Raw genomic sequence first — 24,621 nt, 5'->3', positions numbered from 1 at the left:
TCGCCGTCACAGCATGCCGGCGCCCGCACCCGGCCCTTCCCGTACCACCAGCACCGGCCGGTCCGCGTCGCGCAGCAATGCTTCCGCGACGCTGCCGAGCACCGCCCGACGCACGCCGCGACGGCCGTGCGTGCCCATCACGATCAGATCCGCATCGCATTCGGCGGCCGCGCGCGCCAACACATCCGAGATGTCCTGGCCGTTCGCTTCGACCGTTTGCGCGATGCCGCGCACGCCGGACAGCTGAAACGCCGTTTCGGCGTCCGCGACCGCGATCGCGGCCTTGTCCGCATCCAGCCCGGCCGGGTCGCGCTGCTCGACATAGCCGCTGTCGACGTCGGTCAGCCGCGGCGCATCCGACACCACGCACATCGCGATGACGAGGCCGCCCGACTCGCGCGCGAGCGAAATCGCCTCGTCGAGCGCGAGCCGCGAGCCGCGGCTGCCGTCGAGCGCCGCGAAAATTCTTCGATACATGGTGCCTCCCTGCCGTCATGCGGATTCGATGGATTCGTGGAGCCAGTCTGATCGCGGCCGGCGGCGCGCGATTGACGCCGGTCAAGCAGATACGGCGGCGCCCGTATCCGTCGGTCCCGATTGGCGAACGTCACCGTCACGCGCATAATTCCGACGACATCGCAGTTCCGGGCGGTGCCGCGTGTCGTGCCACGCGCCGCCAGCCCGCCGACGACCCGCTCCGTCAGGATGAACGGCAATGACAGTGAATCCCCGCGCCTTCAGGGCCGGACCGGTTATGCCCGGTGCCCGGCCCGCCCGACGTGCCGCGACGGCCATGCCCCGTACTCTCGCGGCGCGCCATCTTCAATTCACGCGCCGCCGCGCTGCTGCCGTATCGGGCGGCGGCACGCGTGCTTCCGCGTTGCCGCCTGTCGGGCCGCGATCCGGGGCCGCATCACGTAGCCGGTTTATGAGTCTCACGTCGGATGACCGGCGCGCGATTGTCCACATCGGCACTTCGCAGCCGGGCGATGCGCCCGACGCTCAGTCAATGCGGCGGCAGCCACGCACGGCGCGAACGCGGCCGGCGGCGCCGGCCGCAAACGATATCCGGCAGGAGGACGCGCCGACATGATCACGGTACTCATCGCCGACGACCACGCCCTCGTCAGGGACGGCCTGCGGCACATCCTGAAGAGCGCCAGCGACTTCGAGGTGGTCGGCGAAGCGCGGGACAGCGCGTCGACGATCGCGCTGGTGCGCGACCGCGACGCGGACGTACTCGTGCTCGACCTGTCGATGCCCGGCCGCAACGGCGTCGAACTCATCAAGCAGATCAAGGACGAGAAGCCGGCGCTGCATATCTTGGTGCTGACGATGCACGCGGAGCAGCAATACGCGGTGCGCGCGTTCCGCGCGGGCGCGGCCGGCTACATGACGAAGGAAAGCGCGAGCGCCGAACTGGTCGCGGCGCTGACCAAGATCGCGGCCGGCGGCGTCTACGTGAGCCTGACGATGGCCGAGCAGTTCGCGCAGAGCCTGAACGAGCCGACCGATCTGCTGCCGCACCAGCGCCTGTCGGACCGCGAATTCGACGTGTTCCGGCGCGTGACGACCGGCGAGTCGATTTCTGAAATCGCGCACGCGCTCAACGTCAGCGTGAAGACCGTCAGCACCTACAAGATGCGGATCCTCGAGAAGATGCAGATGGCGAACGACACGGCGCTCGTGCGCTACGCGATGCGCCACAAGCTGTTCGACGACCCCGACGAACTCTGACAGGCGGCGCCGGCCGCCCGCGCCGGCGCGCGCCTTCCGCCACGGCGCCGCTCCCGAGGCCGCGGCGGCGACCCGCGCGGCAACGCGCCGCGCGCGTGTAGGAAACGCCCTACACGGCTTCCATCTTGCCTACCGCAACTTCAATTCCGGCTGATTTCCTTGACGTCGCGCAACATCCATACTCCATTCCAACAAAAACACTGAACGTGCCTCGCCGAGCATGGGCGGCATCGAGGAGACCGGCGTAGCGGTCTCCCGGCTCGCCGGACGCGTCAGCGGGGCATCCCCCACAGGAAGGCGGCAGAAACCAAGGCCGCCGGTACAACGGTCAGCGCGAGTCCGCCCGATGGCGGGCCGACGCTGCCCCCAACTGGAGCCGATCATGCAAACCATTGCGAATGTTGCGACGAACCTGCCGTCCCGCCCGTTCATCCCGCTGCACCGCGTCGAGCCTGCCGACCAGCCGAAGCGCGCCACGTCCCGCTGCTCGTCGTGCGCATTGCGCACCGTCTGCATGCCGGCCGATCTGTCGACCGAAGAATTCGCGCGCATCGACGCGATGATCTGCACGACGCGCAACGTCAAGCGCGGCGAGACGCTGTTCCGCGCCGGCGATGCGTTCAACAGCATCTATGCGGTGAGAACCGGTTCGTTCAAGACGATCGTCATGCATCGCGACGGCGACGAGCAGATCACCGGCTTCCAGATCGTCGGCGAATCGCTGGGGCTCGACGGCCTACACGCGGGGCAGCACAACGGCGACGCGATCGCGCTCGAAGACAGCACGGTCTGCATCATCCCGTTCGGCCAGCTCGAGCAGATGTGCCGCGAAGTCCGGCCGATGCAGCACCACCTGTACCAAATGATGAGCGGCGAAATCGTGCGCGAATCGTCGCAGATGCTGCTGCTCGGCACGATGAGCGCCGAACAGCGCGTGGCCGCGTTCCTGCTGAACCTGTCGGCCCGCTTCAAGGCGCGCGGCTACTCGGCCGCCGAATTCGTGCTGCGGATGACGCGTGACGAGATCGGCGAATATCTCGGGATGAAGCTCGAGACCGTCAGCCGCATGCTGTCGAAGTTCCAGCACAAGGGGCTCGTCGCCGCGCAAGGCAAGCAGATCCGGATCGTCGATTCGGCGGGCCTCGGGCAAATCTGAGCGCGCGGCGCCAAACGGATCCACGAGGATCCCAACGGCGCCGAACCACTCGGAGCGGACCGAAACGGCGCGCGCGGCGCCGTTCAACCAATCGGCCCACTCGGCCCATTCGGCCACTCAACCGCTTACCCGCCCATCCCGAGCACGGCCGCGCCCGACACGCGGCCGGCGCGCAGATCGTCGAGCGCGCGGTTCGCATCGGTCAATGCATAGCGCACGGCCTCGACGCGCAGCGGCATCGCGTCGGCGAGCCGCATGAATTCCACCGCATCCACACGCGTGAGGTTCGCCACCGACGCGATCCGGCGCTCGCCCCACAGCCACGCGTACGGAAAGCTGGGGATGTCGCTCATGTGAATGCCGCCGCACACGACGATCCCGCCCTTGTCCACCGCGCGCAGTGCTGCCGGCACCAGCGCGCCGACCGGCGCGAAGATCAGCGCGGCATCGAGCGGCTCGGGCGGCATTTCGTCACTGCCGCCGGCCCACACCGCGCCGAGCGACAGCGCGAGCTGCTGCGCCGCGGCATCGCCGGGGCGCGTCAACGCGAACACCTTGCGTCCTTCGAAAAACGCGACCTGCGCGACCAGATGAGCGGCCGCCCCGAAGCCGTAGATGCCGATGCGCTGGGCGTTGCCGGCCATGCGCAGCGTGCGGTAGCCGATCAGCCCCGCGCACAGCAGCGGCGCGGCTTCGAGGTCGGAATAGCGCCGCGGCAGATGCACGCAATACCGATGGTCGGCCACGGTGCGTTCCGCATAGCCGCCGTCGATCGTATAGCCGGTGAAGCCGGGGCTGTCGCACAGGTTTTCGCGGCCGGACGCGCAATACACGCAGTGTCCGCACGTCGCGCCGAGCCAGGGCACGCCCACGCGATCGCCGACGGCGAAGCCCGTGACGCCCGCGCCCAGCGCGCGCACCGTGCCGACGATCTCGTGCCCGGGAATCAGCGGCCGCTTCGGATGCGCGAGTTCACCGTCGACCACATGCAGATCGGTCCGGCATACGCCGCACGCATGGACGTCAATCAGCAACTGGCCGGCTGCAGGCACCGGGTCCGGCACGCGCGCCTCGCGCAGCGTGGGCGTCGTGCCGTCGAACATCATCGCAAGCATGCTTTTCTCCTTCGCGCGAATCGCTTTCGCGCGCTTCGTGTTGCAACGCTAATCGCAGCGCAGCCGGTCTGCACGGCGCGGTGACGCGCGCTTGACGTGGGTCAACGGGCACCCGCCCGTTCCTGACACGATGAAGTGGCGTGACGCCGCCCGAGCGACGCGTTGGAGATGACCGAATGATATCCGTTCCCCCCCTTGCCGCGAGCGCCCATCCCGAAGACCAGCTGAAGGCGCTGCTGGCCTATGCGGTGCTGGCCCCGTCGAGCCACAACTCGCAGCCGTGGCGCTTCGTCGTCAACGGCGCGACGATCTTGGTGTGCGCCGATCGCATGCGTGCGTTGCCGGTGGTCGATCCGTTCGACCGCGAGCTGATCATCAGTTGCGGCGCGGCGCTGCTCAATCTACGCGTCGCGCTCGACCACGCCGGCCTCGCGCACACGATCACGACGTTTCCGTCGGAAGTCGATCCCGATCTGCTGGCGCTCGTGCGCGTGTGCGACGACGGCTATTCGGACGCCGCGCTCGGCGCGCTGTTCGAGGCGATCCCCGAGCGCGTGACGACGCGTGCGCCGTTCGAAGCGAGCGCAGTGCCCGACGACCTGCAGCAAGCGCTGATCGCGGCCGGCGTCGCGGAAGGCGCCGAGGTCGCGTGCATCGATGCGCTCGCGAATCGCGCCCGAGTGGCCGAGCTGGTCGCCGAAGCCGATCGTCAGCAGTTCGCCGATCCGCGCTTTCGCCGCGAGCTGGCGAGCTGGATCGATCCGCGCCGGCATACCGACGGGATGCCGGCCTTCGCCGCGGGCGTACCGACCTTGCTCGACTTCGCCGCGCCGGTCGTCACGATGGCCGTGCGGACCTTCGATATCGGCAACGGCCTCGCCGCGCTGCATCACCAGCTCGTCGACGCGTCGCCGTTGATCGTCTGCATCGCGACCGCGCGCGACGACCGCGACGCGTGGCTCGCCGCAGGACAGGCGCTCGAGCGGATCCTGCTGGTCGCGACGCGCGCCGGCTACACGGCGTCGTACCTGAACCAGCCGATCGAGACGCCCGCTTTGCGCGCGCACCTGTGCCACGTGCTGGGGCTGCACGGCGAGCCGCAATTGCTGCTGCGCGTCGGGCGCGGCCCGCAGGCGCCGCGTTCACCGCGCCGCCCGCTCGACGAAGTGATCTCCTGATTCCTGCAAGGACCACCAGATGAAACTCCTGCGTAGCGCAGCGTTGTGCGCGTTCGCCGCGACGGCCGGCCTGGCCGCCGCGCAGACGGCCGTGCCCGAGCCGACCGAGCTGGTCGAAGCGCAGCACTGCATGTTCTGCCACACGGGCGACATGGCGTTCCTCGGGCCGTCGTTCCACGCGATCGCCGAGCGCTACCGCGACGATCCGCACGCCGCCGCCGAACTCGAACGCAAACTGCGCGTCGGCGGCCGCGCGCATTGGGGCGACACGCCCATGCCGTCGGCGATCGATCGCGGCGGCCCGCTGTCCGCGGACGACGCGCATCGGCTCGTGCAATGGGTGCTGAGCCAGTGACCTTCGCATTGCCTTTCCGCTCATGTCGACCGTAGTCAAACCCCCGCTCAAACGCGGGTCCGCCGCTGCCGTGCAGAGCAAGACCGCGCGCCGCACGCCGCGCGACCGGCCTGCCGCGAAGGCGCGCCGCAAACGCGCATGCCGGCGCCCCGGCGCGCTGGTCGGCCACGACGATCGGCTCGGCATCGCGCGCCAGGTCCGGCGCATCACGAAGCGCGCGGCGCGTACGCCCGTGGAAGATGACGCGACGCTGCTGCAAGGCGCCGGCATGCGCGGCATCCGGCTGCAGCTCGACTACTGGAAAGCCGAGGAGCGGCTGCAGATGGAGCGCATCGGCCATGCAGTCGTGATCTACGGCAGCACGCGCATCGTCGCGCCGTCGGTCGCGAACGCGCGGCTCGACGACGCGAACCGGCTGCTCGCGGCACGCCCGCACGACGCCGTCCGGCGCCGCGCGGTGACGGCCGCCAGCCGGCTCGTCGAACACAGCGCGTACTACGGCGTCGCCCGCGAATTCGGACGCATCGTCGCCCATGCGGACCGGTGCGCGCGCAGCGCACGGCTCGCGATCGTCACCGGCGGCGGCCCCGGTATCATGGAGGCCGCCAATCGCGGCGCGTACGAGCGCGGCGCGCCGAGCATAGGCTTCAATATCGAGCTGCCGCGCGAGCAGAGGCCGAATCCGTACATCACGCCGTCACTCTGCTTCAGCTTCCACTATTTCGCGATTCGCAAGCTGCACCTGCTCGAGCGTGCGAAGGCCGCGGTGTTCTTTCCGGGCGGCTACGGCACGTTCGACGAGCTGTTCGAGGTGCTCACGCTGCTGCAGACGCGCAAGATCGCGCCGCTGCCGGTGATTCTCGTCGGCGAGGCGTACTGGCGTCGCGCGGTCGACCTGCCGTTCCTCGCCGACGAAGGCATGATCGATCGCCGTGATCTCGAGCTGTTCACCTACTGCGAGACTGCGCCCGAGATCTGGCATGCGATCGGCAACTGGTACGCGCAGCGCAGGCCGACACGCGCGGTGCGGCGCAGGGCTGCGCCGAAGCCGCGGGCCGTGTAGGAATCGGCCGACGCGCCGGGCACGATTCCTACCGCGACTTCGGGGCGCGCTGATTGAATCGCGCACGCGCGGCGCCGATACTGAATTCAAGGATACCGGCCGCCCGGCACCCCGCTCGCACGGCAACCAGGAGAGACGCCATGTCTTACGCCGACTATCGTTCCGATTCTGCGATGCAGGCCGACACGCGCGCGGCTGCACTCGACACGGCCGCGCTCGTCGCGCTCGCGCGCGACGCCGGCATGCTCGTGACGCTCGACGGACAGATCGGGCGCGAGCGCTACGAAAGCGTGACGGGTTCGATCGCGACGCTGGCGCGCTTCGCGCAGGCGCTGCGGCAGTCGGTGCTCGAGGCGACGTGATGCCGCGCTTCACGCTGCCGCGCCGCGGCCTCCACGACCCGCGCGATGGCGCCGCGCGCCACGTGCGTGCGCGCACGCGTCGACCTGCGCGCGGAAGCTGGCGCCGGCTCCGCTGCGCGGTGCGGGCCGCGTCGCGCTGATGCGACTGCCCGTCGGAGCACGTATCCCATTGCACGCCCATCCCTGCCCGTCGAACCCGCGATGAACCGGCCTTGGTCCGCGCGCGTCGCGCGCATGCTCCCCGGCATCGCACTGCTTACCCACTACCAGCGTGCGTGGCTGTCGCGCGACCTGTACGCGGGCCTCGCGCTGTCGGCCGTGCTGCTGCCGGTCGGCATGAGCTACGCGCAGGCGGCCGGCCTGCCCGCCATCACCGGGCTCTACGCGTCGATCGCCGCGCTGCTCGCGTATGCGTTGTTCGGCCCGAGCCGCATCCTCGTGCTGGGGCCCGATTCCGCGCTGGCCGCGCTGATCGCCAGCGCGATCACGCCGCTCGCCGCTCACGATCCGCAGCGCGCGATCGCGCTGGCCGGCGCGCTGGCGCTGTCGGCCGGGACGATCTGCATCCTGCTCGGTGCGCTCGGGCTCGGCTTCGTCACCGATCTGCTGTCGCGCCCGATCCAGTACGGCTACCTGAACGGCATCGCCATCGCGCTCGCGATCGGCCGATTGCCGGAGCTGCTCGGCATGCAAACGTCGGGCGGCGACGTGTTCGCCGGCGTGCAGCACATCGCGCATGCGCTCGTCGATGGCCGGTTTTCCGTCGCGGCGGGGCTGCTCGGCGCCGGCGTGCTGGCGGCCATTTTCCTGATGAAGCGCGCGCTGCCGCGCTGGCCCGGCGTGCTGCTCGCCGTGATCGGCGCGACGATCGCGACGCGGCTGTGGCCGCTGCCCGGCGTCGCGACGATCGGCGCGTTGCCGGCCGGCATCCCCGCGCCGCGCCTTCCGGCCGTGTCGCTCGCGGACCTCGGCGCACTGGCGTCCGGCGCGTTCGCCGTCGCGCTGGTGTCGTTCGCTGACATTAGCATGCTGTCGCGCGCGCTGTCCGCCCGCGCGGGCGACACGCCGGACCGCAACCAGGAGCTGATCGCGCTCGGCGCGGCCAACCTGCTGACCGGCGTGACGCAGGGCTGCGCGGTCAGCAGCAGCGCGTCGCGCACGCCGGTCGCGATCGCCGCAGGCGCGCAAAGCCAGCTGACGAACGTCGTCGCGGCGGCGTGCATCGCGATCCTGCTGCTCGCCGCGCCGACGCTGCTCGCGTACGTGCCGCGCACCGCGCTGGCCGCCGTGGTGATCTACGCGGCATGCGGGATCGCCGACTTCCGCAGCGTCGTGCGGCTGTACCGGATGCGCCGCGGCGAATGTCTGATCTCGGTGCTGTGCTTTGCCGGCGTGATCGCGATCGGCGTCGTGCCGGGCATTCTGCTCGCGAGCGGGCTGTCGCTGCTGTCGTTCGTGTGGCGCGCGTGGCACCCGTACGATGCGGTGCTCGGGCGGCTGACCGGCGTGCGCGGCTATCACGATGTCGGCCGGCATCCCGACGCGGCGCAGACGCCGGGGCTCGTGCTGTTCCGCTGGGATGCGCCGCTGTTCTACGCGAACGTCGAGATCTTCTGCGAACACCTGCACGCCGCAATCACGCGCTCGGCGAGCCCGGTCACGCGCATCGTGGTGGCCGCCGAGCCGGTTACCGACATCGACGTGAGCGCCGCCGACCGCCTCGTCGCGCTGCACGCCGAACTGGCGGAGCAACGCATCGAACTCGATTTCGCGGAGATGAAGGGGCCGGTGAAGGATCGGCTGCGCGCTTACGGGCTGTTCGACGTGTTCGGCGCCGCGAGCTTCTTTCCGACCGTCACCGATGCGGTTGCCCGGCACGTTCAGCGAACCGAGGGGCATGCGCGCGCGTGCAAGAAGAAACGCGCGATGCGCAAGCGTGCGGCGCGGAAGGCGCGTTAGGGTGCTGGAGGTGTCGGCTGCGTCGAACATGATCTGCGTAAGGGAAGACTCGATCTCTCGGTCAGCGGGAGCTCAGGTCCGGGATTGCCTGGTCGTCACTTCGTCACGGGCCGCGATCGACCCGGCGCCGCCGTTCGACTCGAGCACAAGCGATCACTCGAAGGCTGCTAAAAACCGGATCGCGCGATGCCTGATTCTGCCCCGGACCGGGAACGCGACTCCAGCGATGGCAATGCCCGCGCATGATCCATACATGCTTTTCAGACCCGCACATGCGATACGATGCGCACTCGCCGCCGCAGCGGTGCCATCGAGTCGATTCGTTTTCGTATGACTTTCATTCGTCGAGCGCCGTCTCGTTTATCCTGCTGCGTCCTTCTCTTGTCACCTGCCCCGATCTCATGCTCACCCCGCTCGCTCTGATAGGTATCGTGATCCTGTCTTGCCTGATGAGCGTCGCCGTCCTTGGTTCGCTGCTCCGGACTGCGGTGCCGGGCATAGGCCGCTGGTGCGTGGCTCACGCGCTGCTTACCGCTGCATCGTCGTGGGTGTTCATCGCAGGCGCTCAGCCTGGACAGATCGTGACCCTCGGCGCTGCGCTCATCACGCTTGTGGCGGTGCTGCTGCTCGTGCAGGGGATGCGTCAGTTTTTCGGCAAGGATCCGGCGTGGCATGTAGAGTCGGCGACGTTCGCCATCGTCTGCGTCGCTTTGGTGTACTTCACGTGCGTGTCGCCGAACATCGACGCGAAGGTCGCGCTCACATCGAGCCTCCTCGCCTATGCAAGGATCGCCGTGGGTACGTTGGCGCTGCGTCACGCGCCGCGTGACGGAGCGCGCTACCCCTATCGCTTCGTCGCCGCCGCCGCTTATCTGGGTGCGTTGTTCCACGTCACGCGAGCCGTCGCGGCCGCCTTCGGCATGCCGCACATGGCCTTTCCGCAACCGTCGCCCTGGAATGTCCTGTTTCTTGGGCTTGCGATCGTCACGTTGCCGTGCATGTCGACCGGCATGGTGATGCTCGCGCACGATCGGCTCGTCCGAAAAATGGAACAGTTCGCGAGTATCGACGAACTGACCGGCGTACTCATGCGGCGTGCGTTCATGGCGAGGGCGAGCGTCCTGCTTCGCGAAGCGCCGGAAAAGGGCAAGCCGTTGTCGATCGCCATTCTGGACATCGACAAGTTCAAGGCCGTCAACGACGGCTTTGGCCATGCGGTCGGCGACCGAATCCTCAGACATGTCACGTCGGTGGTGTCCGCACGGCTGCGGTCGTGCGACCTTTTCGGGCGTCTGGGTGGAGAGGAGTTCGCGATCGTGTTCGTGGACGCAGGCATGGCCGACGCAGCGGCGTTGACGAACGAACTGCGGCTTGCGGTCGAACGATCGCCAAACGAAGGCGTGCGCTGCACGTTCAGCGCGGGGGTCGAATGCGTCACGCCCGGCGATACGCTGGCGGGCGCCCTGGCGCGGGCGGACGCGGCGCTTTACATGGCAAAGGCAACAGGGCGCAATCGAGTCGTGACGGCGTCCGAGGTCGACGAGCGCGACCTCGAAACGCATTGAACCACAGCCACGTCAAAACCAATCCACCCCGTTATTATCGCTGCGGCGGACTGAAGAGCCAGATTTGCGCGAATCTGGCCGCGTCAGTTCAATGAGTGGTTGTGGCCGACAGCCGCCGGCGGCGATCCGCGGCAACTGGCCGAACGGCGAACTTCGCGCTTTTCGGTCGGGGCTTCAAGTACGCTGGTTTCCAGCTGCGTTGCCGATACACCGAATTGCATCGCGTGTTCGAAAAAACTGCGTAGCGGGGTAATCCCCCCGCTTTTAACGCGAGTCAGAAGTAGAGACTATGCCGCGGCCATGAGCCGCTGTTTCGGCGTCACGCCGCCAAGGCCCATGTTAGGGCGCCCGTGATTGTATTGCCACATCCACTCGGTTGCGAAGTGCTGCACGTGCGCGAGGTCGTCCCAGTAGTACTGCGACAGCCATTCATAGCGCACTGTCCGGTTGAATCGCTCCACGTAGGCGTTCTGCTGCGGCTTGCCAGGCTGGATGTAGTTCAATGCAATGCCCTGTCTGGTGGCCCACTGCGTCATCGCATCGCTCAAATACTCTGGACCGTTGTCGCAGCGTAACGCCATCGGGCTGGCCACCCCATTACAGCCCATAGGCTCTTTTTGAAACCATCTCTTAGTACAGAACCGCGCTCGGAGCTACGCCGAGACCTACGCGCCCCCTCTGGGGTGGGACCGATACCGACCGAGGCTGTGTAAAACGTGTGCCGGAGCCGGCCAACAGAGAAGGCGACCCATCAGAATGCTCGGTACCGGCCTCGTGGGCCTTCGCGAGGGATAAAGTGGCACCCGAAAACCGACGAATTTCGCGTTTTGACACAGCCTCGCCCCGAACCGACCAGTCAGCAGACCGCAAAGCCGAAGGCTGTTGCTCTGGATCACTGAACGAGAACGACCGTGCGTTCTGAACACGCCATACGAGCGACGCGGTCTGTTTGCAATTTGTCAAACTGATAAACTATAGTGGAAATCGGCACGTCTTCTGCGAGGAGATATGCTTGACTTGCGGTTTCACGTACCACAACAGTGCCAGTCATGCAAAACCGCCTGACAACACTGCGAGTAAGCTTCCTTGACGAGCTTCCCTTCAGGTACTCGGGGACCAAAAATGCCGCGTGCCGCTACGGTATGACGACAATCCTGCGCATGCAAATTGATGTGCTCGGTTGCGGCAAGCGTATGAGAAAACGCTACGAGGCTTGAGTATGAAGAAAGTACTTCTCGCAGAACGCCATGCGATTACGCGTGACGGGATTCGGTACATTCTTCAAAGGACCGGTGAGTATCAGGTTGTGCGCGAATTGTCTGACGGCGACGCATTGATTGTGGCAGCAAAAAATGAATCGTTCGACGTTGCGATTGTGGACCTCACTAGCCTCGGCAACAGATCCATTGAACTGATCAGCCAACTGGTCGCCTGCGCCCCCAAGATGCGAATACTCGCGCTATGCAGCAAGGCTGAACCGACTCGCGCAAAATCAGTGTTCTGCGCCGGTGCCTCTGGCTTCGTCACGAAAGACAGCACCGCGGCCGAATTGGTACAGGCGATACACGCCGTGCTAGCCGGGCACAAGTACATGAGCGCGCAGGTGGCAGAGTGCATCGTGCGTACGATAGACATCCCTCCCGATGCGCCGTTGCACACGCGCCTGACCGAACGAGAGGGTGAAGTGCTCAAACGTCTCGCATACGGTGACGGAATATCCGATATTGCGAAGGATCTGGGCCTCAATTCCAAGACCATCAGTACATACAAGGCACGCCTGCTCGCAAAGCTAGACTTACGAAATGACGCCGCGCTGATCCGTTACGCAATTGAGCAACAAATAATCGAACCGGACTGACAATGCTGCCTTCCGACCTGCGCAGTCATCGGACGCTGAACTCCCAAAGTGCAGTCGGAAATAACTTTTTTAGTCAAATCAAGTGTGCCGACCAAGCGTCGTTGCACGATTGAAGAAAATGCACTCGGGGTAGATATGTACTGGTACAACAGTCTCGAAAAAGAACTTGATCATGTGCAAAACGCTCTTCAAATCCTCGGAGGAAAGCGGGACCAATTTCCACCCGGAACCGTAGTCTGCAATCCAAAGTACTGGAGCACGAGACTGAAGGACATTCGTGAGAGGGCCGAGCGGAATAACCAGAAACCGCTCAAAGCCCGAGCGGACGAGTTGCTTGCCGAGGTCGAAAAGCTTCAGCGTTAAGGCGCGCATGAGTATGGCTTTGCACAAGATTCCCTGCGCGCCCTCTCGCACAGCTCGTTGAGGAACCACTCACGTTTGAATCTGGACGACCAGCACGAACGGTAGTAGTAGCGGCGACGGCGGCTCAGTGATTGAAGTTGGGTAATGGGCAATTCACCGGTACTGTGAGCGGGTTCGACGTCCGAATGTATGGTCAACGCTGCGGGCGAATGTCGCGTCTCGGCCGGTAATCGCCAGCTTGACTGCTGGAAACTGGCCAGAGAGCGAACTTCGTGCGACCCGGTCCGGCCCACTGTTAAACTCGGGCGGCCAAAGCAACTTTTTACGGTCACATGAGCACGCAACCCGCAGCATCACCTGCAACCGTCACCCCAATGATCCATCAGCCGTTTTCGGAAGTTTACGGCGCATGGCGAGCTATGGAGGAAGCGTATCGCGCTGGCAAACTGCGGGCGATAGGCGTGAGCAACTTCCAGCTGGATTGACTCATGGACATCACCGCGTTCGACGAGGTCACGCCGGCCGTCAATCAGATCGAGGTAAATCCTTTTCACCAGCAGGCCGATAGCGTCGAATTCATGCGTGGGCTCGGCATCTAGCCGGAGGCTTGGGCACCCTTCGCCGAAGCACGGAACAACTTGTTCCAGAACGAGCGACTGGTGTCGATTGCCGAGCGTGACGGCAAGACCGTGGGACAAGTCGTACTTCGTTGGCTGGTTCAACGCAGCATCGTCGCTCTTGCGAAGTCTGTGCGGAAGGAGCGCATGCTGGAGACCCTGGCCGTTTTCGACTTCGAGCTGTCTGATGACGATATGAAAGCCGTCGCGACGCTGGAGACGGGCGCGCGCAGCTTCTTCTCGCATCGTGACCCCGCGATCGTCAAGTGGATGAGCGAAAGAAGGCTTGACCTCTGAGGCCGGGTTGAAGCAGTGCTACAGGAAATCTGCTTACCGGAAACCAGCCATTGACACGGAGTGGAAGATACCTTGGCTCATTAAATTGGATTGCGACCTCGATCGGCGGCCCCCTAGCCGAAATGAATCAGACGATCTGGCACTGTCTGTTTGGTCTACTCCGGCCATATACACATGATCCGACGTGACAATCGGCGCAGCGTGCCGATTGCCGCTCCGCACTCGTTGCGCTCAGTGTGTCTTCCGCAAGCATTGGCTCTCAAGAGCCACCATCCGATCCGATCATGATGGATATTCCGCAGCGGAAACCGCCCGCTTCGGTCGCGATGGTGTCCATCGCGACCGACCGGCTCACATGCCGCCTACGCACGAAAGCATCATCCGTCCGACGTAACGTCTCGCCGCGAGCTACCTTTCACCAGTGCGCGCATTACTCGACCACCAGATCGTCGACGACCGCACGCACGCCGCGCGCCGACCACGCAGCGCCGCGCACGGCTTTGCGCTCGGAAAACGAGCCAACCTTGCCGGACAGCCGCACGGTGCCGTCGTGCACGTCGATCGAGATGTGCTTCGCCTCACGCTCGGCGTGGCGCATGATCGCGCGCTTGATGTTGCCGCCGATGTCGTCCGCGCCGACCGTGCCCAGCACCACGATGTGGTCGGTCACGCCCGTCACGCTGCGCATCTGCGAGATCGCACGCACGGCCAGATGGCTCTGGTAGGCCCAGTCGACCGTGCCCGACAGCGTGATCCAGCCGCGCTCGACCTGCACCTTGATTGCGTCGTCGTGCACCCCGACCGTCCAGTGCAACACCGACCGCACCGCCTTCGCGATGTCCTCGTCAGTGCGCACGTCGTCGTCTAGCAGGTGCACGGTCATGTCGACGACGAGCGCCTTCACGCCGGCCACGCGATTCGCTGCACGTTCGATTGCCAGCTTCTCCGCGTAGCTCGGCGGATGCCCCGAAAGCGTCACGATCCGGTCGGCCACCTCGACGCCGACGCGTGTCGCATCGATCGACGGGTCTGACTCTAGTTCGTCCTGGACGTCCTGCTTCAACTGCTTGTCGGTTTTCATCGTTGCTCTCCTGTGAGCCGCGGCGCGCCTGTTCGCCGCACTTAGCCAGATTTGCACACGCGCGGCGGCGCCTCGCTGACGCAGGTCAACGGATGCGTCGCGCGTCTTCGTGCGCCGGGCCGGCGCGTCGGTTGACGGAGGTCAACGCGCCGCGGCGCCGCCGCCGTATCGTGAAATCGAAAATGCGCGCCGTTCCGGGCACGCGCACTCACGCCTGAAGGAGACTCGAATGACCGAACCGCAACGATTGGCCTACTCGCCGGCGCCCGCTGCACTGCCGGCCTCCGCGCACGGAGAGTCGCCGGAGATCATCGATCTGCCGAGCCCGATGCTCGACAACGACGTGCCGCTGATGGCGGCGCTCGCCACCCGGATGAGTTCCCGCGAATTCGCGGCCGCGCCGCTGCCGCCCGCGACGCTCGGCACGATGCTGTGGGCCGCGAACGGAATCAACCGTCCTGCGAGCGGCGGCCGCACGGCGCCGTCCGCGCACGCGTTCAATGAAATCGACGTGTACGTCGCGCTGCCGTACGGCGTCTATCGCTACGACGTGCCCGCGCACCGCCTCGTGCTGAAGCACGCGGTCGATGCGCGCAACCTGACCGGTTATCAGGACTTCGTCGGCCGAGCGCCGCTCGACCTCATCTATGTCGTGCGCACTTCCGCGATTCGCGACATGCCGCCGCAGCAACGCGACGTGTTCGCGGCAGTCGCGGCCGGCGCCATCTCGCAGAACGTGTCGCTGTATTGCGCGTCGGCCGGCCTCGGCACGGTCGTGCGCGGCTGGATCAACCACCGCGCGCTCGCCGATGCGCTGCGGCTCAACGAGGACGAGCTGCCGATCCTCGCGCAGACGGTCGGCTTCCACGTCGGCAACACGGCGATGCACGGCTGACGCATGCGTCGGCCGCCGCAACGAAAATGAAATGAAAAACGGCGCACGGATCGCTCCGTGCGCCGCTTCTCGTTGCTCGTTGCTCGTTGCTCGCGACGGGCGATGCGCAGATGCACCCTCCCGCCACGCGCTTGCGCTCAGCTGATCGCGAGCTTCTTCTGCCCGACCGGCGCCTTCTTCGGCAACGTCAGCGACAGCACACCATCCTGGTACGTCGCCGTCGCATTCGCGTCGTCGATGTCCGCGGCCAGCGAGAACGAGCGACTGATCGCACCGCTATAGCGTTCGCGCCGGATCACGCGCTCGCCGTCCTTCTGTTCGTTGTTGCGTTCGACCTTCGCGTTGATCGAGACGGTATTGCCGGTCACCTGGACGTCGATGTCGTCCTTCGCCACGCCGGGCAGCTCCGCCTTGACCATGTACGCGCCGTCGTTCTCGGTGACGTCGATCTTCATCGACGCCAGGTCGGGCTGGTCGGCAAGCGTCATGCCGCGCAACGGCCTGAACAGCCCATGGAACAGGTCGGAAACGGGCTCGATCGAAAACGGATCGTAACGGGTCATATTGCTCATGGTTCGTAACTCCTGAGACAGTTGACGTGCGGCCGAAGCTTGCGTCCCGACAGGCTCGGCCGCGCTGAAGATCGAATAGCGCGACAACGCTGCCGCGCACGGGACGAATGATCGTTCGAAACGCAACGTACCGGACCGCCGCCGCGCGCGCTCGAAGCGCGCCGACGGCGGCGGCCGGCACTCATCTGCAGAACCTGAAATAGCCGCTATGCAGCAGGATCGGCCGCCCGTCCATCTCCTCGAGCAGCGCGCGCGCGGCGCGCTCGATCGCGGGACGATGGCGCGCGAACGCGTCGACCAGATCCTGCTCGCGCGGCGAGGCCGCGCGAAAGTGATCTTCCAGCGCTTCCGCGGTGATCGCGCAGCGCACACGCCGGCCTTCGACGAGCGCCGGGAAGCTCAGCGCGGGATCGAGGCCGGAATACGTCGGATGTTCGGATGGAAACGAGATCTGCATGATGGTGACCTGACCAGGTAGCGCGCAGTTCGTCGCGGCCGCTAGCCGGCCGTCTTGGCCGGCGCGGGATCGTCGCTGCGCAGCAGCAGGACCGGGCAACTCGAGCCGCGCAGGAAGCGCTCGGCGACACTGCCGAGGAACAAGCGCCGGACCCCGCGTCGCCCGTGCGTGCCGATGACCGCGAGGTCGATCGCGTGCTCGGCGACATAGCGTTGCAGCCGCTCGGCGACGTCCTGCCCGAGTTCCGTCTCGATGAGCTCCGTGTCGCCGTTGACGGCCGCATGCGAAATCGCGCGTTCCGCGTCGTGCAGCACGGCCGTGCCGTCGCGGCGCACGTCGTCGAGCAGCGCGTCGGGATCGATGCGCCCGCCGTACGCGAGCAGGATCGACTTGTCGACGGCGAACACCGCGAACAGGCGCGCGCCGCACGACGCAGCGACCTTGAGCGCTTCGTCGAGCGCCCGTTTCGAAGACGGACTGCCGTCCACGGCGACCATGACGTTCTTGTACATACCGACCTCGCTGGGAGAACCGACGCGCCTGTGGCGTTCGGTGCAATTCCATCATCGGCGCTTGCCGCCGGCGGGCGTTGACCGAAGTCAACGGTTTGGAAGCGTGAAGCGATCGGCGGCGCGGCGCGTTAGCCGGGCAGATTCCCGTCCGCGCGGAAGCCGCGCTCGATGTCGAGAATTTTCCGTGCGCATGCGTCGTATTGCCATCCGGGGCCGCCGGCGCTGTCGTACATGCCCTTGCACATCGCCTTGAGCCGGATCACCGACGCGCCGTCGCCCGCGGCGGTGCGCGATGCCCACAGATAGACTTCGCCGGCCAGATGCGGCTGCGCCGTTTCGATCCTGTCGGCGCTCGCGCGCGTGATCCGCGTCGCCGAATGGGTTTCGATGTAGCGCCGCACGCGAGTCCACTCGCGGTCGCATTCGGATGCCGTCGAACATTGCACCGCGGCGGACTGACGCGCGGCCAGCAGTTGCGTCTCCGACTTCCTGAACACGGTCGCCTGCTCCGTGTCCGCACACGCGGCCAACGCGAGCAGCATGCCGATCGCCAATACCCGTCGCTTCATCGCCAACGCCTCTCCATACCAGGAATTCCGCGCACGCTCGCGCGGCGTGAACGCGTACGGCCGCGGCCGTGACGCAACGCACATGCCGCCGGCGTGCACGCTCGCGCATCGCTGCGCGACTACTGGCACCGACTGTATTGCCGCCGCGCGGAATGCGGTTGACCTGCATCAAGCGTGCCTCTGCACGGCGGCGTTGACCCGTATCAAGCCGGATCGCGCGCCGATCGGCTGCAATAGCGAGGTCGCGCGCCGGTCGCCCGATGTCGATCGAACCGGCCACGTCCATCCGACACGAGCACGCTGCGGCTTGCGTGCGAATTCCACCCGCGAGGCGTCGACGAACACGCGCCTCGTCCGACCGATCCGTTCACCATGTCCCGAACGCGTCACGTATCGTTCTCGCTGGGCCGCGCCAACGCACGACGCAAGGCGATCCAGTTCGATCGCGCATTGCGCCGCCCGGCAACCTATCCGCACCCCGCAGGCCGCATCGAGCGGATCGAAACGCATCTGTCCGTCGTCTATCTGGCCGGACGCTACGCGTACAAACGCATCAAGCCGGTGCGCTTCGCGTTCGTCGATCTCGTGCGCCCCGCGCAGCGGCGCCGTTGCGCGCTCGCGGAATACACGCTCAATCGCGCGCTCGCCGGTCCGCTGTACCTCGGCGTCTGGCCGCTCGTCGCGCGCGGCCGCCGCTGCGCTTTCGGCGAGCCGTTGCAGACCGGCGCGCGCCGGCAACGGCAGCCAACGCCCGGCGAGTACCTCGTACGCATGCGCCGGTTCGACGCGCACGCGATGCTGTCGATTCGCAGCGCGGCGCACGACGCCGGCCTCGCGGATGCCGATGCGCTCGCCGCCACGCTGGCCCGCCATCATCTGCACGCGCCGCGCTGCGCCCCGCGCAGCCACTTCGGCAGCGCGGCGAGCGTGGCCGCGCAGTGCCGGCCGCTGCTCGATACGCTCGACGTCGCGGTGCCGCGCGAAGCCGCGCTGCACGCGTGGTACGAAGCGGAACTGACGCGCATCGCACCGCTGCTCGCCGAGCGGCACACGCAGGGCTTCGTGCGCGCATGCCACGGCGATCTGCATCTCGACAACATCGTGCGCTGGCGCAACCGCATCCTGATGTTCGACTGCATCGAATTCGACGACGCGCTGCGCTGGATCGACGTGGCGAGCGACCTCGCGTTTGCGTTGATGGACTTCTCCGCGCACGGCCGAGACGATTGCGCGCACCGCTTGCTGTCCGGGTGGCTCGCGCGCACCGGCGACTACGCGGCGCTCGGCGTGTTGCCATGCTATGTCGTCTATCGCGCGCTAGTGCGCGCGCTGACCGCGCGACTGCGCGGCGACGACGCGGCACACGAGCTCTATCTGCGCATTGCAGCGGCGATGGCCGACGCACGTCGCGATGCACAACCGCTGCTGCTCCTGTGTCATGGCGTATCGGGCTCGGGTAAATCGCTGGCCAGCCGCGCGCTGGCCGAGCGGCTCGGCGCGATCCGGCTGTCCAGCGACGTCGAGCGCAAGCGGCGCGCGGGCGTACCGGACGAAACGCACCTGTCGGCCGGCGCCTATTCGGACGCGGCGATCGAACGGATCTACGAACGGCTGCTGGCAGCGGCCGCGACCGTCATCGACAGCGGCTACACGGCGATCGTCGATGCGACGTTCCTGCGCGAAGCCGATCGCGCGGCGTTCGTGTCGCTCGCCGCACGGCGCGGTGTGCGCATCGCGATTCTGGATTTCACCGCGAGCCCGGCCACGCTCGCCGCACGCGTGGCCGCAAGGGCGGCACGCGGGAACGACCCTTCCGATGCCGACACCGCCGTGCTGGCGCAGCAGCTCGAGCATGCGGACGCGCTGACCGACGCGGAGACCGCGATCGCGATTCGCTTCGACACCGACTGCGATGCCGCGGCATACGAAAGCCGCGAGTTCTGGGCGCCGTTGTTCGAGGCGCTGCACGCGTAAAAGCGGGCGGCGCGGGCCGCGCGCCGCCGCAAGGTTTACGCCTGGCTCACGTGCGGAACCGGTGCTCCTCGATCTGCTGCAGCTTGCCGACTTCCGCGACGCCGCCGAGCAATCCGGCGAGATGCTCGACGAGGTCGTCGAGCGTCACGATGCCGACGAGGCGGCCTGCGTCGTCGACGACCGGCAGCCGGCGGATGCCGGACCGGCGCATCTCCTCGAGCGCGACGCCGATCTCGTCGGTCTCCGCCACCACGACCAGACCGCGCGACATGATCTGCCCGGCCGTCACGTCGGCCGGATCGTCGCCGCGCGCCATCACCTCGACCACCAGATCGCGGTCGGTCACCAGACCGATCGGGATGGCCTCGCCGTTTCGGTACTCGATCACGACGATATCGCCGACATGCCCGTGCCGCATCCGGTCGGCCAGTTCGAACGCGCTGCATTCGGCCGTGCACGACTCGACCGGCTGGGTACAGATTCTTCCGATGTGCATGATGACGCTCCCGTTGCCCGATGCATGGACGATCCCCGCGCCGCGACGACGCGTGCCCACGAATTCAGAGTAAGCGCGACACCCGCGGCCGGGTTGACTCACGTCAACGTGCGTCCGGCGTGCGGGTTTTGGCGGGGTTCGGGTGGCGATGCGGCGCCGGCTCCGCCTCGCGTGACGAGTGTGCGCGGCGTGTGTCGTCGACCACGTACGCGCTCCGCCCGGTGCGGCCTAGATGCTGAGATAGCCCTGGAATAGCCACGGAGGGCCGCTTCGCTCGCCTGTCGCGCGGCCGCTGGCTGTCGGTGCGCAGATTCCCGAGAAGCCCGGTGAACCGTCCTGCCAGAACGTCGGCACGAACGAAAACTCGCCGTTGACGGTCATCACGAAGTCGGAGTTGAACGGCGACGGCGCGAAGATCGTCACCTCATGGAAGAACGATGCGGTGTCGTCTCGCGCCGTGCTGCGCGCGGCGAACAGCCCGCGTGCGTCGTAGCGCGCCGGCAGCGTATAGATATTGCCGTCGCGCTCGACCGTTTCGCCCGGCGTATACACGAGTTCGACGCCCGGATAGGGCAACCGGTACGGCTCGCGACAGACCGGGCCGTCCGGCCCGAGCGCGAGCGGCGGATGCGCCCACATGGAAAGCGCCAGCGGGCTCGTGCGCTGCGCGAAGTATTCGGCAAGCCAGTTCATGATCATTCCTCCCGTAGGCGGTTATTGGAATCGGATGACGCGGATGACGCGCCGTCGTCGAACGATGCAGTGAGGCTCGCGTGCATCGACGCTTCGGGCATCGGGAAGCGGCGTTCGAACGCGCTGCAACGGCGTATCTGTACCTACTCATCCTTGCGTCTCTCTTCGTTGCTCTCGCGCTTTTCGCTGCGGATCGATGCGGCCGGCATTCATGATGCGCAGTTCCACCGTGACCTCATATGCGTATGCGGTTTCGGCCCGACATGTCGAGCGGGTGTCTGAACGAAGCCGTCGACGAACGCTCGGCGCGGGCCGCCGTCGGCTGCGTTGGCAGGAACCGCACATGTCGCCGCTACTGCGCGAGAACGCTGTGATCATTCTCGATCGCGCTGCGCGATGGGGGTTGACGGAGGTCAATGTACCGACCCGCATGCCGCGCGCGTGTTCGAACGCGCTGGAACGCGCGTGCCGATGCGTTACAACGTGAAGGCGTCGGACTTCTTCGTCTCGCACCACGTCATGCAGTTGCGCAAGGTCTTCAGCGCCGCGCTCGGCCTTGAATATCGGTGACGTGTCGTACTTGCCGTTTGGCGTGGGACGCATCACACGGATGCGGCAGCGATAACGTCCCGCCCCGACGATGCTCGTCTCGATCGCCATCAAGCAATGCGCGTCGTGCAATTCAGCTGAAATCGTCACGGTCGTTCCGGCGTTCGTGCCGTCTGGCCGATGCCACAGCGGCGATGCTCACGTATCGATACCTGCGCCGCGATCAAAACGCCGCAGCCACCGCCGGATCAGCATGACCGTCCCCGCGACGACGACCAGAATCGTCGCGCACAGCAACAGCACATAGCCGACCAGATACCGGAATTCGGCGATGCGCTGCTGGAGTACCCACGTGCGGTACGACGCGACGTCGCTCGCGGCGTCCGGATACGACGCGCGATACACGAACAACGGCATGCACAAGTCATTTTCCGGAAGCGGTGTGGTCAGCAGCGAGCCGGCCGGGCGCACGCCCACGCGCGCACATTCCGACGCGTTCATGCCGGCGACGACACCTTCGCGTACAGGATGGTCGTAGATCGCACCGAGCCATGTGATGGCCGCCGACAGCAGCACGCAGAGACCGACGCAGCCGAGCCACCAGCGCAGCCGGGCGGGCGTAGCGGTATCGGCCTCCGTATCGGGATCGCGCGTCATCGCATCGCGCACGCACGGTCGATGAGGCGCGCCGTTATCGAGCCGGCTGCTGCGCCGCACACCGCGCACCGCCCCCGCTCACCCACGCTGCTTCTCCTCGAAATACACCTGACGCGCAGCGACGAGACGCAATTCATCGAGCAGCGCCGCGGCCGCGCGCAGCATGTCGTCGAGCGACACGACGCCGACCAGTTCCCCATCGGCGCCGACGACCGGCAAGCGACGCACGCCGTGCTGGCGCATCCGCTTCGCGAGCAACCAGATGTCGTCGTCGGCGTTCGCGAGCGCGACGGGCGCCGACATCACGTCGCCGACGAACAGCGCGCCGGGCGCCGCGTCGGCGCGCACCACGGTCAGCACGATGTCGCGATCGGTGACCATCCCGACCGGCACGAGCTTCCCGTCCTGTTCGCTCACGACCACGAGATCGCCCGCGTGGGCGTCGCGCATCATCGCGGCCGCGTCGACGACGGTAGCCTGCGTCGTACACGTGGCGACATCGCGGGTGCAAAGCATCGCGGCATTCATGTCGATTCTCCGTCAGCAGTTCAGCGCAACACCGGTCGATGCCCGTCGCGACGCGCTGTCGCAATTCACGGCCACCGGCTCGTGTCCGCATCGGATACGAACAACGGTACGTGCGGCGTCGGAACGCAAAATCGTCGGGCGATTCGGCACATTCGCGTGCAACGCGCGCACGATCCATGCCGCCTCGTCGAGGTGCATGGGAAGACGGCACCCGACATGCCGACGCGCATCGCGATCGACATGCGGGAACGTCGATCTTCGCTCCGGCGTGCCGATCGACCTTGACGCAGGTCATCCGGCGAGCTTCGGCGATCGAAGCGATCCAAGCCATCAACGGATCCGACGCGACGACAGCCGAGCACTGCGGCGATGCAGCATGCCGATTCGGCTGAACGTCGCCGCGAAAAATCGGATGAATCTCTGCGTTGAGCGGCATCAAGACACGACGGCGTCGCGAGGCTCAGCATGCACCGGTCAACCTCGGGAGACCACGAATGAACTGGTACTGCGACGTCGAACGCGAGCTGTCCCATATCGAAGGTTCCATTCGTCTGCTCGAGCAGACACGCTCCTACTTCCCGAGCAGCGCATCGGTGAGCGATCCTGCGTACTGGCGCGCGAGGCTGCATGCGGTCAGAGAGAGCGCCGAGCGCAACAACGCGCTGCTGCGCCGCACCGACGAGATCTTCGCGCTGCTCGACCGGCTTTGAGCGTGACGCGCGAGTCGGGCACGACGTCGCCGTCCGGCGTTTGCGCAACGCGCGTACGCGCACTGCGAAAGCCGTGTGAAAGACACATGAAAGCCGGTAGCGACGCACGGTGGAACGAAGCCGCCCCCGGCCCGACGCTGCCATCACGCGATTCGCGTCCCGGTCGACCGCGCGGACCATTCGCGCGCGCGCGATCGCGGATTCATGCGTCATTTATGCTATAAATGGGCGCCTGATCCGATTCCCTGTTGCCCTCGCGACGGGACTGCGTCGCAGGCTGAACATCGTGCACGACTGGTATGCATTATTCGACGAAGTAAAGAAGCTGGGCGGCTATCCCAGCGACGCCCAACTCGCGGAGGCGCTCGCGTTGACCCGCGCCCAGATATCTGCGTGGCGCACCGGTAAGAGCGACCTCGGCACGCTGTCGAAGCTGCGCATCCTCGATGCGCTCGGTCAGGACGACGTGCGCTCCGCGGTCCTGAGTCTCCTGCCGGAAAGCAACCGCGACATCCTGATCCGTCAGCATCTCGAACTCGTCGCGCGCGTGGCGCAAGGCACACAGTCCGATCGCGGCAGTCGCGACGGCGCGCGCGCAACCGGTGCCGCGCCTTCGGACAACCGGCTGCTGCGTGCGCTGCCGGCCAACGAACTCGACCGGCTAGCACCGCATCTCGTACCGGTGGATCTCGCGCCCGGACAAGTGCTCCACAAGCAAGGCGACAGCCTGAGCCACCTGTATCTGCCGACCACCGCGGCCTGCGTCGTCTTCCATTCGACGAAAGCGAGCGCACCGCTCGGCCTGGCCATGATCGGCAACGACGGGCTCGTGGGCTTGTCTGCATGTATCGGCGAGCCGCGCGCGGCCAACCGCGTGGTCGTCCAGGGCGCGGGCCATGCATACCGGCTCGACGCCGACGTCGCCAAACAGGAATTCTCGCTCGGCGGCACGTTCCAGCGACTGCTGCTGCGCTATACGCAGGCATTGCTCGCGCAGATGTCGCAACTCACCGTGTGCGGGCATCACCATTCGCCGCTGGAGCAGCTGTGCCGCTGGCTGCTGCAAACGCTCGACCGGCTGGACGGCAACGCGATCCAGTTCAGCAGGAAAGTCTTTCCGGGGGTCCTGGCGTTCGACGGCGCGCTCGCCCGCAATACGCTGCGCAAACTGGGGACCGACGGCGCGATCCGCTATCGTCCCGGCCTAATCACGATCGTCGATCGCGACGCGATCGAGCACCACGCGTGCGAGTGCCACCGCATCCTGTGTCGCAACGACGCACGCGTGTTCGCCGTGCGCTGA

General features: G+C 66.5%; 25 protein-coding genes and 2 pseudogenes. 14 read left to right on the top strand and 13 right to left on the bottom strand.

Features of this window, described 5'->3' with window-relative positions:
• Window positions 1-6: 6 nt before the first annotated feature.
• On the bottom strand, window positions 7-477 hold the full coding sequence (locus tag C3Y15_RS17715; protein ID WP_011880394.1) for a universal stress protein: 471 nt from the start codon (window positions 475-477) through the stop codon (window positions 7-9).
• Window positions 478-1,089: 612 nt separating this feature from the next.
• Here C3Y15_RS17715 and C3Y15_RS17710 point away from each other — a divergent pair.
• Window positions 1,090-1,737, top strand: coding sequence for a response regulator transcription factor (locus tag C3Y15_RS17710; RefSeq protein WP_011880395.1), 648 nt, complete (start codon window positions 1,090-1,092; stop codon window positions 1,735-1,737).
• 382 nt (window positions 1,738-2,119) lie between these two features.
• On the top strand, window positions 2,120-2,893 hold the full coding sequence (fnr, locus tag C3Y15_RS17705; protein WP_011880396.1) for a fumarate/nitrate reduction transcriptional regulator Fnr: 774 nt from the start codon (window positions 2,120-2,122) through the stop codon (window positions 2,891-2,893).
• A 125-nt stretch (window positions 2,894-3,018) separates the two neighbouring features.
• On the opposite strand, the gene C3Y15_RS17700 is transcribed toward fnr, so the two are convergent.
• Window positions 3,019-4,008 (bottom strand): zinc-dependent alcohol dehydrogenase family protein, encoded by a 990-nt coding sequence (locus C3Y15_RS17700; RefSeq protein WP_011880397.1) that lies wholly within the window; start codon window positions 4,006-4,008, stop codon window positions 3,019-3,021.
• A gap of 176 nt (window positions 4,009-4,184) precedes the next feature.
• On the opposite strand from C3Y15_RS17700, the gene C3Y15_RS17695 reads away from it, so the two are divergent.
• The 6 genes from C3Y15_RS17695 (at window position 4,185) to C3Y15_RS17670 (ending at window position 10,490) form a co-directional block, all read left to right on the top strand.
• A complete protein-coding gene (locus C3Y15_RS17695) occupies window positions 4,185-5,186 on the top strand; it encodes a nitroreductase family protein (protein WP_059461658.1) in 1,002 nt (333 codons plus the stop codon).
• Window positions 5,187-5,205: 19 nt separating this feature from the next.
• Window positions 5,206-5,541, top strand: coding sequence for a c-type cytochrome (locus C3Y15_RS17690; RefSeq protein WP_011880399.1), 336 nt, complete (start codon window positions 5,206-5,208; stop codon window positions 5,539-5,541).
• A gap of 70 nt (window positions 5,542-5,611) precedes the next feature.
• A complete protein-coding gene (locus C3Y15_RS17685) occupies window positions 5,612-6,604 on the top strand; it encodes a TIGR00730 family Rossman fold protein (RefSeq protein WP_059461659.1) in 993 nt (330 codons plus the stop codon).
• Window positions 6,605-6,777: 173 nt separating this feature from the next.
• Window positions 6,778-6,966: a hypothetical protein gene (locus C3Y15_RS17680; RefSeq protein ID WP_224019903.1), complete on the top strand. Its 189-nt coding sequence runs from the start codon at window positions 6,778-6,780 to the stop codon at window positions 6,964-6,966.
• 201 nt (window positions 6,967-7,167) lie between these two features.
• Window positions 7,168-8,925 carry a SulP family inorganic anion transporter gene (locus C3Y15_RS17675; RefSeq protein WP_011880402.1) on the top strand — a complete coding sequence of 586 codons (1,758 nt, stop codon included), beginning with the start codon at window positions 7,168-7,170 and terminating at the stop codon, window positions 8,923-8,925.
• Between the two features lie 401 nt (window positions 8,926-9,326).
• Entirely contained in the window at window positions 9,327-10,490 is a 1,164-nt protein-coding gene (locus C3Y15_RS17670; RefSeq protein WP_011880403.1) for a GGDEF domain-containing protein, read from the top strand.
• Window positions 10,491-10,777: 287 nt separating this feature from the next.
• On the opposite strand, the pseudogene C3Y15_RS17665 reads toward C3Y15_RS17670, so the two are convergent.
• Window positions 10,778-11,065: pseudogene (locus C3Y15_RS17665) on the bottom strand (integrase core domain-containing protein); the annotation flags it as partial.
• A 644-nt stretch (window positions 11,066-11,709) separates the two neighbouring features.
• Between C3Y15_RS17665 and C3Y15_RS17660 the strand changes: the two are divergent.
• Both C3Y15_RS17660 and C3Y15_RS17655 read left to right on the top strand, forming a co-directional pair.
• Entirely contained in the window at window positions 11,710-12,348 is a 639-nt protein-coding gene (locus C3Y15_RS17660) for a response regulator transcription factor (protein WP_011880404.1), read from the top strand.
• A gap of 737 nt (window positions 12,349-13,085) precedes the next feature.
• Window positions 13,086-13,625, top strand: a pseudogene (locus C3Y15_RS17655) (aldo/keto reductase); the annotation flags it as partial.
• Window positions 13,626-14,055: 430 nt separating this feature from the next.
• On the opposite strand, the gene C3Y15_RS17650 reads toward C3Y15_RS17655, so the two are convergent.
• Window positions 14,056-14,706, bottom strand: a complete 651-nt coding sequence (locus tag C3Y15_RS17650; protein ID WP_011880406.1) for a BON domain-containing protein — start codon at window positions 14,704-14,706, stop codon at window positions 14,056-14,058.
• Between the two features lie 229 nt (window positions 14,707-14,935).
• On the opposite strand from C3Y15_RS17650, the gene C3Y15_RS17645 reads away from it, so the two are divergent.
• Complete coding sequence (locus C3Y15_RS17645; protein ID WP_124260130.1) at window positions 14,936-15,601, top strand: nitroreductase family protein; 666 nt, start codon at window positions 14,936-14,938, stop codon at window positions 15,599-15,601.
• Window positions 15,602-15,738: 137 nt separating this feature from the next.
• Here the strand turns inward: C3Y15_RS17645 and C3Y15_RS17640 are convergent, their stop codons facing one another.
• The 4 genes from C3Y15_RS17640 to C3Y15_RS17625 all read right to left on the bottom strand — a co-directional run bounded on the left by C3Y15_RS17640 (window position 15,739) and on the right by C3Y15_RS17625 (window position 17,711).
• Window positions 15,739-16,173, bottom strand: coding sequence for an Hsp20/alpha crystallin family protein (locus C3Y15_RS17640; protein WP_011880408.1), 435 nt, complete (start codon window positions 16,171-16,173; stop codon window positions 15,739-15,741).
• A gap of 181 nt (window positions 16,174-16,354) precedes the next feature.
• Entirely contained in the window at window positions 16,355-16,630 is a 276-nt protein-coding gene (locus C3Y15_RS17635) for a DUF1488 domain-containing protein (RefSeq protein ID WP_011880409.1), read from the bottom strand.
• 41 nt (window positions 16,631-16,671) lie between these two features.
• The gene (locus C3Y15_RS17630) at window positions 16,672-17,142 is read right to left on the bottom strand and encodes a universal stress protein (RefSeq protein ID WP_124260129.1); all 471 of its coding nucleotides are present in this window, start codon (window positions 17,140-17,142) and stop codon (window positions 16,672-16,674) included.
• Window positions 17,143-17,270: 128 nt separating this feature from the next.
• Window positions 17,271-17,711 (bottom strand): hypothetical protein, encoded by a 441-nt coding sequence (locus C3Y15_RS17625; protein WP_011880411.1) that lies wholly within the window; start codon window positions 17,709-17,711, stop codon window positions 17,271-17,273.
• Window positions 17,712-18,083: 372 nt separating this feature from the next.
• Here C3Y15_RS17625 and C3Y15_RS17620 point away from each other — a divergent pair, with 372 nt between their 5' ends.
• Window positions 18,084-19,685 (top strand): bifunctional aminoglycoside phosphotransferase/ATP-binding protein, encoded by a 1,602-nt coding sequence (locus C3Y15_RS17620; protein WP_011880412.1) that lies wholly within the window; start codon window positions 18,084-18,086, stop codon window positions 19,683-19,685.
• A 46-nt stretch (window positions 19,686-19,731) separates the two neighbouring features.
• Here C3Y15_RS17620 and C3Y15_RS17615 read toward each other — a convergent pair whose 3' ends face one another.
• The 5 genes from C3Y15_RS17615 to C3Y15_RS17595 all read right to left on the bottom strand — a co-directional run bounded on the left by C3Y15_RS17615 (window position 19,732) and on the right by C3Y15_RS17595 (window position 22,608).
• Entirely contained in the window at window positions 19,732-20,181 is a 450-nt protein-coding gene (locus tag C3Y15_RS17615; protein ID WP_011880413.1) for a CBS domain-containing protein, read from the bottom strand.
• A gap of 228 nt (window positions 20,182-20,409) precedes the next feature.
• Window positions 20,410-20,874, bottom strand: a complete 465-nt coding sequence (locus C3Y15_RS17610) for a hypothetical protein (RefSeq protein WP_011880414.1) — start codon at window positions 20,872-20,874, stop codon at window positions 20,410-20,412.
• Between the two features lie 147 nt (window positions 20,875-21,021).
• The gene (locus C3Y15_RS17605) at window positions 21,022-21,573 is read right to left on the bottom strand and encodes a hypothetical protein (RefSeq protein WP_124260128.1); all 552 of its coding nucleotides are present in this window, start codon (window positions 21,571-21,573) and stop codon (window positions 21,022-21,024) included.
• 48 nt (window positions 21,574-21,621) lie between these two features.
• The gene (locus C3Y15_RS17600; protein ID WP_224019637.1) at window positions 21,622-22,092 is read right to left on the bottom strand and encodes a hypothetical protein; all 471 of its coding nucleotides are present in this window, start codon (window positions 22,090-22,092) and stop codon (window positions 21,622-21,624) included.
• Between the two features lie 66 nt (window positions 22,093-22,158).
• Window positions 22,159-22,608 carry a CBS domain-containing protein gene (locus tag C3Y15_RS17595; protein ID WP_011880417.1) on the bottom strand — a complete coding sequence of 150 codons (450 nt, stop codon included), beginning with the start codon at window positions 22,606-22,608 and terminating at the stop codon, window positions 22,159-22,161.
• Window positions 22,609-23,102: 494 nt separating this feature from the next.
• On the opposite strand from C3Y15_RS17595, the gene C3Y15_RS17590 reads away from it, so the two are divergent.
• Window positions 23,103-23,318, top strand: a complete 216-nt coding sequence (locus tag C3Y15_RS17590; protein ID WP_043292689.1) for a hypothetical protein — start codon at window positions 23,103-23,105, stop codon at window positions 23,316-23,318.
• A gap of 286 nt (window positions 23,319-23,604) precedes the next feature.
• Window positions 23,605-24,621: a Crp/Fnr family transcriptional regulator gene (locus C3Y15_RS17585; protein ID WP_011880419.1), complete on the top strand. Its 1,017-nt coding sequence runs from the start codon at window positions 23,605-23,607 to the stop codon at window positions 24,619-24,621.

The organism is Burkholderia sp. B10 (assembly GCF_004368385.1).
In the GTDB taxonomy this organism is placed as follows: Bacteria; Pseudomonadota; Gammaproteobacteria; order Burkholderiales; family Burkholderiaceae; genus Burkholderia; species Burkholderia vietnamiensis.
The sequence above is the reverse complement of the archived record's forward strand: the minus strand, read 5'-3'. Positions and strand labels throughout refer to the sequence as shown.

Coding starts and splice junctions, on each gene's coding strand:
- C3Y15_RS17715 (WP_011880394.1), bottom strand. CDS start 477: ATGTATCGAAGAATTTTCGCGGCGCTCGACGGCAGCCGCGGCTCGCGG.
- C3Y15_RS17710 (WP_011880395.1), top strand. CDS start 1,090: ATGATCACGGTACTCATCGCCGACGACCACGCCCTCGTCAGGGACGGC.
- fnr (WP_011880396.1), top strand. CDS start 2,120: ATGCAAACCATTGCGAATGTTGCGACGAACCTGCCGTCCCGCCCGTTC.
- C3Y15_RS17700 (WP_011880397.1), bottom strand. CDS start 4,008: ATGCTTGCGATGATGTTCGACGGCACGACGCCCACGCTGCGCGAGGCG.
- C3Y15_RS17695 (WP_059461658.1), top strand. CDS start 4,185: ATGATATCCGTTCCCCCCCTTGCCGCGAGCGCCCATCCCGAAGACCAG.
- C3Y15_RS17690 (WP_011880399.1), top strand. CDS start 5,206: ATGAAACTCCTGCGTAGCGCAGCGTTGTGCGCGTTCGCCGCGACGGCC.
- C3Y15_RS17680 (WP_224019903.1), top strand. CDS start 6,778: ATGCAGGCCGACACGCGCGCGGCTGCACTCGACACGGCCGCGCTCGTC.
- C3Y15_RS17675 (WP_011880402.1), top strand. CDS start 7,168: ATGAACCGGCCTTGGTCCGCGCGCGTCGCGCGCATGCTCCCCGGCATC.
- C3Y15_RS17670 (WP_011880403.1), top strand. CDS start 9,327: ATGCTCACCCCGCTCGCTCTGATAGGTATCGTGATCCTGTCTTGCCTG.
- C3Y15_RS17660 (WP_011880404.1), top strand. CDS start 11,710: ATGAAGAAAGTACTTCTCGCAGAACGCCATGCGATTACGCGTGACGGG.
- C3Y15_RS17650 (WP_011880406.1), bottom strand. CDS start 14,706: ATGAAAACCGACAAGCAGTTGAAGCAGGACGTCCAGGACGAACTAGAG.
- C3Y15_RS17645 (WP_124260130.1), top strand. CDS start 14,936: ATGACCGAACCGCAACGATTGGCCTACTCGCCGGCGCCCGCTGCACTG.
- C3Y15_RS17640 (WP_011880408.1), bottom strand. CDS start 16,173: ATGAGCAATATGACCCGTTACGATCCGTTTTCGATCGAGCCCGTTTCC.
- C3Y15_RS17635 (WP_011880409.1), bottom strand. CDS start 16,630: ATGCAGATCTCGTTTCCATCCGAACATCCGACGTATTCCGGCCTCGAT.
- C3Y15_RS17630 (WP_124260129.1), bottom strand. CDS start 17,142: ATGTACAAGAACGTCATGGTCGCCGTGGACGGCAGTCCGTCTTCGAAA.
- C3Y15_RS17625 (WP_011880411.1), bottom strand. CDS start 17,711: ATGAAGCGACGGGTATTGGCGATCGGCATGCTGCTCGCGTTGGCCGCG.
- C3Y15_RS17620 (WP_011880412.1), top strand. CDS start 18,084: ATGTCCCGAACGCGTCACGTATCGTTCTCGCTGGGCCGCGCCAACGCA.
- C3Y15_RS17615 (WP_011880413.1), bottom strand. CDS start 20,181: ATGCACATCGGAAGAATCTGTACCCAGCCGGTCGAGTCGTGCACGGCC.
- C3Y15_RS17610 (WP_011880414.1), bottom strand. CDS start 20,874: ATGAACTGGCTTGCCGAATACTTCGCGCAGCGCACGAGCCCGCTGGCG.
- C3Y15_RS17595 (WP_011880417.1), bottom strand. CDS start 22,608: ATGAATGCCGCGATGCTTTGCACCCGCGATGTCGCCACGTGTACGACG.
- C3Y15_RS17590 (WP_043292689.1), top strand. CDS start 23,103: ATGAACTGGTACTGCGACGTCGAACGCGAGCTGTCCCATATCGAAGGT.